Source organism: Inquilinus sp., from assembly GCF_057815775.1.
In genome coordinates this window covers 1-6,690 of the sequence record NZ_JBYRFX010000870.1, presented here as the reverse complement: position 1 = coordinate 6,690, position 6,690 = coordinate 1, and the positions used below count along the sequence as shown (strand labels likewise).

Annotated in this window: 7 protein-coding genes; 6 read left to right on the top strand and 1 reads right to left on the bottom strand. The window is 72.4% G+C overall.

The features are described 5' to 3' along the window. Positions 1 to 33 precede the first annotated feature (33 nt). The 5 genes from AC3XYG_RS31345 to AC3XYG_RS31325 all read left to right on the top strand — a co-directional run bounded on the left by AC3XYG_RS31345 (position 34) and on the right by AC3XYG_RS31325 (position 4,079). Positions 34 to 666 carry a thiamine pyrophosphate-binding protein gene (locus tag AC3XYG_RS31345; RefSeq protein ID WP_489143805.1) on the top strand — a complete coding sequence of 211 codons (633 nt, stop codon included), beginning with the start codon at positions 34 to 36 and terminating at the stop codon, positions 664 to 666. Beyond that, positions 623 to 1,513 (top strand): thiamine pyrophosphate-dependent enzyme, encoded by an 891-nt coding sequence (locus AC3XYG_RS31340; protein WP_489143804.1) that lies wholly within the window; start codon positions 623 to 625, stop codon positions 1,511 to 1,513. Before AC3XYG_RS31345 ends, AC3XYG_RS31340 begins: the two co-directional genes overlap by 44 nt. A 9-nt stretch (positions 1,514 to 1,522) precedes the next feature. Further along, positions 1,523 to 2,566, top strand: coding sequence for a histone deacetylase family protein (locus tag AC3XYG_RS31335; protein WP_489143803.1), 1,044 nt, complete (start codon positions 1,523 to 1,525; stop codon positions 2,564 to 2,566). A gap of 3 nt (positions 2,567 to 2,569) precedes the next feature. Then, positions 2,570 to 3,427 carry an aminoglycoside 6-adenylyltransferase gene (locus AC3XYG_RS31330; protein WP_489143802.1) on the top strand — a complete coding sequence of 286 codons (858 nt, stop codon included), beginning with the start codon at positions 2,570 to 2,572 and terminating at the stop codon, positions 3,425 to 3,427. Between the two features lie 85 nt (positions 3,428 to 3,512). Beyond that, positions 3,513 to 4,079: a type 1 glutamine amidotransferase domain-containing protein gene (locus AC3XYG_RS31325; protein ID WP_489143801.1), complete on the top strand. Its 567-nt coding sequence runs from the start codon at positions 3,513 to 3,515 to the stop codon at positions 4,077 to 4,079. A gap of 3 nt (positions 4,080 to 4,082) precedes the next feature. Here AC3XYG_RS31325 and malQ read toward each other — a convergent pair whose 3' ends face one another. Next, complete coding sequence (malQ, locus tag AC3XYG_RS31320) at positions 4,083 to 6,077, bottom strand: 4-alpha-glucanotransferase (protein ID WP_489143806.1); 1,995 nt, start codon at positions 6,075 to 6,077, stop codon at positions 4,083 to 4,085. A 160-nt stretch (positions 6,078 to 6,237) separates the two neighbouring features. Here malQ and AC3XYG_RS31315 point away from each other — a divergent pair. Beyond that, positions 6,238 to 6,690, top strand: a 453-nt coding sequence (locus AC3XYG_RS31315) for an aspartate/glutamate racemase family protein (protein ID WP_489143800.1), incomplete at its 3' end; no start/stop codon positions are given.

Below are 6,690 nucleotides of genomic sequence, written 5' to 3'. Positions count from 1 at the left end.
GCAACACGAGTCGAGATCGGGGCTGGAGGTTTCATGGCTGACAATTGCGCGCAGGCGATCATCGATGCCTTCACCCGCAGCGGCGTCGACACCGCCTTCGGCATCCCCGGCGTGCACACGCTCGAGCTCTATCGCGCCCTCGGCCGCAACGGCGTGCGCCATGTCGCCGTAAGGCATGAGCAGGGGGCGGCCTTCATGGCCGACGGCTATGCCCGCGCCAGCGGCAAGGCGGCTTTGTGCGTGCTGATCACCGGCCCCGGGCTGCTGAACGCCGCCACCGGCATCGGCCAGGCCTATTCCGACAGCGTGCCGATGGTGGTGCTGTCCACCGTCAACGCCCGCGTGGATCTCGGCCTCGGCCGCGGCGAGTTGCATGAGATGCGCAATCAGCGCCAGGCGATGGAAGGGCTGGTCGCCTCCGCCCTCACCGTCATCGATCCGGCCCAGGCCCGCGCCGTGGCCGATCTCAGCCTCGCCCGCATGACCCTGGGCCGGCCGCGCCCGGTCTATATCGAATTGCCGCTCGACGTGGCGACGGGCGAGGTCGCCGACGATCCCGGCGCGCTGCCGCCGCTGCCGCTGCCGGCCCCCAACCCGGCGGCTGGCGGCCAGCCTGGGCGCCGTGGTCGCCTGCTCGATCGCCGGCAAGGGCATCGTGCCGGATGACGGGCCGCATTCGATCGGCTCGCGCATCGGCACCGACGAAGGCCAGAAGCTGATCGCCGGGGCCGATGTCGTGCTCGCCGTCGGCACCGAGCTGTCGCTGAACGACCGCTGGGCGCCGCTGCGCTTCAACGGCGCGCTGATCCGCGTCGACATCGACCCCGACGTGCTGGTGCGCGACCACCGGCCGACTGTGGCGCTGTTGTGCGATGCGGCGCAGGCCCTGGAAGGGCTGGCGGCGGCGCTGGCCGACCGTGGCGGCCGGCCGCCCTGGGCCGGCGATTTGGCGCCGCTGCGCCGCGCCGCCGACCAGGCGGAATTCGGCGACAAGCCGGGCCATCTCGCCTTGCTGGAACGGCTGCGCGACGCGCTGCCGGACGATGCCGTGGTGGTCAGCGACATGACCCAGATCGCCTACACCGGCAATGTCTGCTTCCCATCGCGCCAGCCGCGCGGCTGGCTGCACCCGGTCGGCTTCGGCACGCTGGGCTACGGCCTGCCCGCCGCGATCGGGGCCAAGCTGGCCCGGCCCGATGCCCAGGTGGTGGCGCTGGCCGGCGATTACGGCTTCGGCTTCACCTGCCAGGAGCTGGGGACGGCCGCCGATCTCCGCCTCGGGCTGCCGGTCGTGGTCTGGAACAACCGCGGCCTGGGCCAGATCGCCTATGGCATGGACAAGGCCGGCATCGCCCGGCTGGGCGTCGACATCGAGCCGCCGGCCTTCGACGCCATGGCCGCCACCTATGGCTGTGGCTATGCCGCGGTGGAGGATCCGCGCCACCTGCCGCAGCGCCTGGCCGCCGCCTTCGACGACACGCGGCCGACCTTGATCGAAGTCAAAGCTGCCTGAGGATCGCCGATGCGCGCCTTCTTCCATCCCGACCAGCGCCTGCACCGGCCGCAGCAGTTCATGCGGGCCGGCCGGCTGGCCGCGCCGCAGGATGTGCCGGCGCGGGTCGACCCGCTGCTCGCCGCCCTGGCCGCCCGGGGCATCGCGGCCGAGGCGCCGACCGATCGCGGCCGCGACCCGGCCCTGGCGGTGCACACGGCCGACTTCCTCGACTTCCTGGCCGATGCCCATCGCCGTTGGGCCGAACTGCCCAATGACGGGCCGGAGGTGCTGCCGAACCTGTCGCCGTACTGGAACGGCGTGCCGGGCACGGTGCGGCCGCCCTGCCGGTCGCCGTCGATCGTCGCACAGGCCGGCCACTACCTCGGCGACCTCGCCGTGCCGCTGGGCGAGGGCAGCTGGCCGGCGATCCTGGCGTCATCCTGGACCGCAGCCGGCGCGGCGCAGGCGGTGCTGGACGGCGACCGTGCCGCCTATGCGCTGTGCCGGCCGTCCGGCCACCACGCCCGTGCCGACCGGGCCAGCGGCTTCTGCTACCTCAACAACGCCGCCATCGCCGCCCAGGCCCTGCGCGGACGCTTCGCCAGGGTCGCGGTGCTGGATGTCGACGCCCATCACGGCGACGGCACGCAGGAGATCTTCTACGGCCGGGGCGACGTGCTGACCGTGTCGCTGCACGCCGACCCGACCGTCTACTACCCGTTCTACACCGGCTATGCCGATGAGCGCGGCGTCGGGGCCGGGGCGGGCGCCAACCTGAACCTGCCGCTGGCACCCGGCACCGCCGATGACGGCTTCCATGCCGCGATCGAACAGGGCCTGGCGGCGGTGCGGGGCTTCGGCGCCGAGGCGCTGGTGGTCTCGCTCGGCTTCGACAGCCATGCCGCCGACCCGATCGGCCTGCTGAAGGTGTCGACCGACGGCTTCGCCGGCGCCGGGGCGCGCATCGCCGCGGCCGGCCTGCCGACCGTGGTGGTGCAGGAGGGCGGCTATGAGGTCGGCGTGATCGGTGACTGCCTCGGCCGCTTCCTCGACGGCTTCGGCAGGGTCTAGGCCATGTCGTCCAGGGTGGACCACTTTCTCGAAACGCTCATGCCCTGGGCCGAGGCGGAGGACGGTATCCGCTTCGCCATGATCGTCGGCTCGCAGGCGCGGCGCGCCGATCCCGCCGATGATTACTCCGACATCGATCTGGTGCTGTCCTGCACCGATCCCCGGCCCTATCTCGACGGGTCGGACTGGCTGGCGCCGCTCGGCGCCCCGCTGCTGTCCTTCACCGAGCCCACCGCGGTCGGCGGCGAGTTCGAGCGGCGGGTGCTGTTCGACAGCGGGCTGGACGTCGATTTCGTGCTGCTGCCGCACGCCACCCTGGCGGGCTGGGCCACGGACGGCATGCCGCCCGAATTCGGCACCGTCGCCGCTCGCGGCCTGCGCATCCTGGTCGACAAGGATGGCATCGGGGCCGGGCTGGTGGAGCGGCTGCCGCCGCCATCGCCGCCCGACCCGATCTGGACCGCGGCGCAGTTCGCCGGCAAGACCCAGGATTTTCTCTACCATTGTCTGTGGGCGGCCCGGAAAGCTGCCCGCGGCGAGTTGTTCGTCGCGTTGCAATGTCTCAACGGCCTGCTGCGGCCGCATCTGTTCGACCTGGTCCGCATGCATCTGCGGCTGACCCGCGGCGCGGCGGCGACGGACTGGTACGGCGCCCGCATGATCGAGCGCTGGGCCGATCCCGCCACCGTCGCCGCCCTGGCCCGGACCTGTGCCAGGCATGACCGGGCCAGTGTCCTGTCGGCGCTCGACGCGGCGATCGATCTTCACGCTTCGCTGGGCTCGGTGGTCTGCGACCAACTGGCGGTCCCCTATCCAGCCGCGGCCGCGGCGCGGATCCGGCAGATGGTCGCACAGGTCTGATTTCGGTCGGAACCGCCCGCCGCCGAGTGCCATTGCCTTGGGAAGCGGCCCGTTCCGCGGCCGCCCCTTTCCAAGGGAGATTGGCATGACCGAACGTCTCGATGGACGCAGGATCGCCGTCATCGTCGCCAACGGCTTCGAGCAGGTGGAGCTGACCGAGCCGGTCAAGGCCCTCCGGCAGGCCGGCGCCGATGTGCAGATCGTCAGCCCCGAATCGACGCGCGTCACCGGCCACAAGCATCTCGACCCGGCCGACAGTTTCGCGGTCGACCTGTCGCTCGACCAGGCCACGCCGGAAGGCTTCGACGGGCTGCTGATCCCGGGCGGCGTGCACAGCCCGGACGCGCTGCGCACCAACCCGAAGGCCCTCGAATTCGTCCGCGCCTTCTTCGACTCAGGCAAGCCGGTGGCGGCGATCTGCCATGGCCCGCAGCTGCTGATCAGCGCCGGGGTGATCGAAGGCTGCGAGATGACCGGCTACAAGGCGATCCAGGTCGACCTGCGCAACGCCGGCGCCACGGTCTACGACCGCGAAGTGGTGGTCGATGAAGGCCTGGTGACCAGCCGGTCACCGGACGACCTGCCGGCCTTCAACGCCAAGATGATCGAGGAATTCGCCGAAGGCCGGCACCACGACCGGCTGGCCGGCTGATCGTCAGCGCTGGCGCTCGCGGCGGATCGCGGCGAGGCGGCGGGCGATGGCCGGGTCGGCCAGCGCCTCGTCCACTGGCCGGTCCAGGCGGCGGCGCCAGTTCGGATGTTCGTCGATGGTGCCGGGCAGGTTCGGCTGGTCCTCCAGTCCCAGCGCATCCTCCAGCGGGATCAGCGCCAGACGGGACGGGCTGCGGGCGACGAAGCGCAGCGCGGCGTCGACCACCGGGGCCGGTTCCGCGGGTGCAGGCTCATGGGGGCCGATCGCCTGCCACAGCTGGGCGCGGTCGACGTCGCGCTGCGTCCTTTCCGCCGTGCCGCCATCGGTATATTGGTCCAGCGCGGCGCGGGCGGCGATGTCGGTGCCGCGCCACCAGCCGGCGACCGGCGCCAGGTCATGGGTCGAGCTCATGGCCACGGCGGTCGGCGACCAGAGCCCGGACGGCTTGAAGCCGTCATCCTCGCGTTCGAACCACAGCACCCGCATGCCCGCCACGGCATGGTCGGCCAGCCGGTCGGCGAAGCCCCAGGGCAGGGTGCCGAGATCCTCGCCGATCACCACGGCGCGGTGGCGGTGCGATTCCAGCGCGACCAGCCGCAGCAGGTCCTCGGCCGGATAGGACAGGTAGGCGCCCTCGGTCGGGTCCATGCCATCCGGCACCAGCCACAGCCGGGCCAGCCCCATGACATGGTCGATCCGCACCCCACCGGCATGGCGCAGCGTCGCCCGCAGCGTGGCCAGGAACGGCGCGAAGCCGGTCTCGACCATTGCCCGCGGCGAGATGGCGGCCAGGGTCCAATTCTGCCCAGCGGCATTGAAGGCGTCGGGCGGCGACCCGATGCTGGCGCCGCCCAGCACATCCGATGGCCGGCTCCAGGCATGGCTGCCGGTGGCGTCCATGCCGACGGCCAGATCGGCGACCAGGCCGATGCGCATGCCGGCCGACCGGGCCTGGAATTGGGCGTCGGCGAAGGCGCGGTCGGCGACCCATTGCAGGAACACGTGGAACCGGATCTCGCCGGGATGTGCCGCCGCGAACTCCGCCACCGCGGCGCTGTCGGGGGTGCGCAGCTCGGCCGGCCAGCGCCGCCAGTCGCGATCCGCCGGATCGGCCGCCAGACGGGCGGCCTGCAGCGCCTCGAACCTGGCATGATCCTCCAGCAGGGCGCCGCCGGCCTGGCGGAAGCCCTGGAAATCGCCTGCCAGCGGCCCGGCCTCGCTGTCGAAGCCGTCATACAGGGCACGGAGCAGCGCCAGCTTGGCCCGTGCCGCGTCCGGCCAGTCGACCAGCGCCATGGCCTCGCAGCGCCGGCGGTCCACTTCCACCCCTGCGGCCCGGCTTGCGGTCGCGACGCGTCCGGCGCCGAACAGGCTGGCGGGGTCGGCCAGTAGCGGGTTGAGGAACAGGCGGCTGGAGGGCGAATAGGGGCCGAAGCGGTCCGGCTCGCCCGTGAACAGCGCATGGGTCGGGCTCAGCGCCAGGGTATCGGCGCCGCGCCGCCCGGCTGCCCGCGCCAGTCCGGCGACGCCGGTGCTGTCGCCGATGCCGCCATCCCCGGGCCGGCGCAGGCCATAGATCTGGGCGGCCAAGCCCCACATCCGGCCGCCGCGGGCGACATCGTCCAGGCTGAAGCAGCGCGGCGGCGCCACCGCCAGGGTGATTTCGCGATCGCGTAGTTGCAGCGTGTGATAGCCGGGCTCGAGGATCGGCCGCACCCAGCGCCGTCCGTCCTCGCCGACCGGGATGGTGATGTCGAACCGGGCGCCGGTTTCCAGCACCAGCACGGCGGCGCCCTCCGCCGCCGCGGCGGGCAGCGGAATCGCCTGGCCGACCACGCCGGTGACCAGGGGCGGCACGGCCGCGGCTCCGTCGGCGCCGATCAGCTCGGCCAGGCGGCGCAACGTCTCCGGCGCCACGCTGCGGGTCTGGCCCATGACGTCGGTCCATTCCGGCGCGATGCCGGCCCGGCGGGCCCGGTCGTTCAGGGCGTCGTCCACGAGATCCAAGGCGAGGTCCTTCCGGTCGGCCGCGCCGCACAGGCGGCGTGGCAGAGATCATAGGCGCCGTCGCGCCCATCTCCAGTGGTCTATCTCGGGGTGGCCACTCGCGTCCGTCCCGGCGATACTCCGGCTGCCCAGCCACGACCTCCCGACCGCCATGCCCCAGCACATCGGTATCGTCGCCTGTTCCGCCGAAGGCGCCGCCCTCTGCTACCGCACGATCTGCGCCGAAGGTGCGGCGCTGTTGGGCCCGCATGGCCACCCCGAGATCTCGATGCACACGCCGTCGCTCGCCGACTATGTGGCCTGCCTCGATCGCGGCGACTGGCAGGGCGTCGGCGATTTGATGCTGGCCTCGGCGGCCAAGCTGGCGGCCAGCGGCGCCGAGTTCCTGATCTGCCCCGACAACACCATCCACCAGGCCTTTCCCTACGTCGAAGCGCGGTCGCCGCGGCCCTGGCTGCACATTGCCGAAGTCGTCGCCGCCCAGGCGGCCGAGCGCGGCTTCCGCAAGATCGGCATCACCGGCACGCGCTGGCTGGTCGACAGCGAGGTCTATCCGGACAAGTTCGCCGCCCGGGGGCTGGCGTATCAGCGCCCGAGCCCGGCC

Coding starts and splice junctions, on each gene's coding strand:
- AC3XYG_RS31330 (WP_489143802.1), top strand. CDS start 2,570: ATGTCGTCCAGGGTGGACCACTTTCTCGAAACGCTCATGCCCTGGGCC.
- AC3XYG_RS31335 (WP_489143803.1), top strand. CDS start 1,523: ATGCGCGCCTTCTTCCATCCCGACCAGCGCCTGCACCGGCCGCAGCAG.
- AC3XYG_RS31345 (WP_489143805.1), top strand. CDS start 34: ATGGCTGACAATTGCGCGCAGGCGATCATCGATGCCTTCACCCGCAGC.
- AC3XYG_RS31325 (WP_489143801.1), top strand. CDS start 3,513: ATGACCGAACGTCTCGATGGACGCAGGATCGCCGTCATCGTCGCCAAC.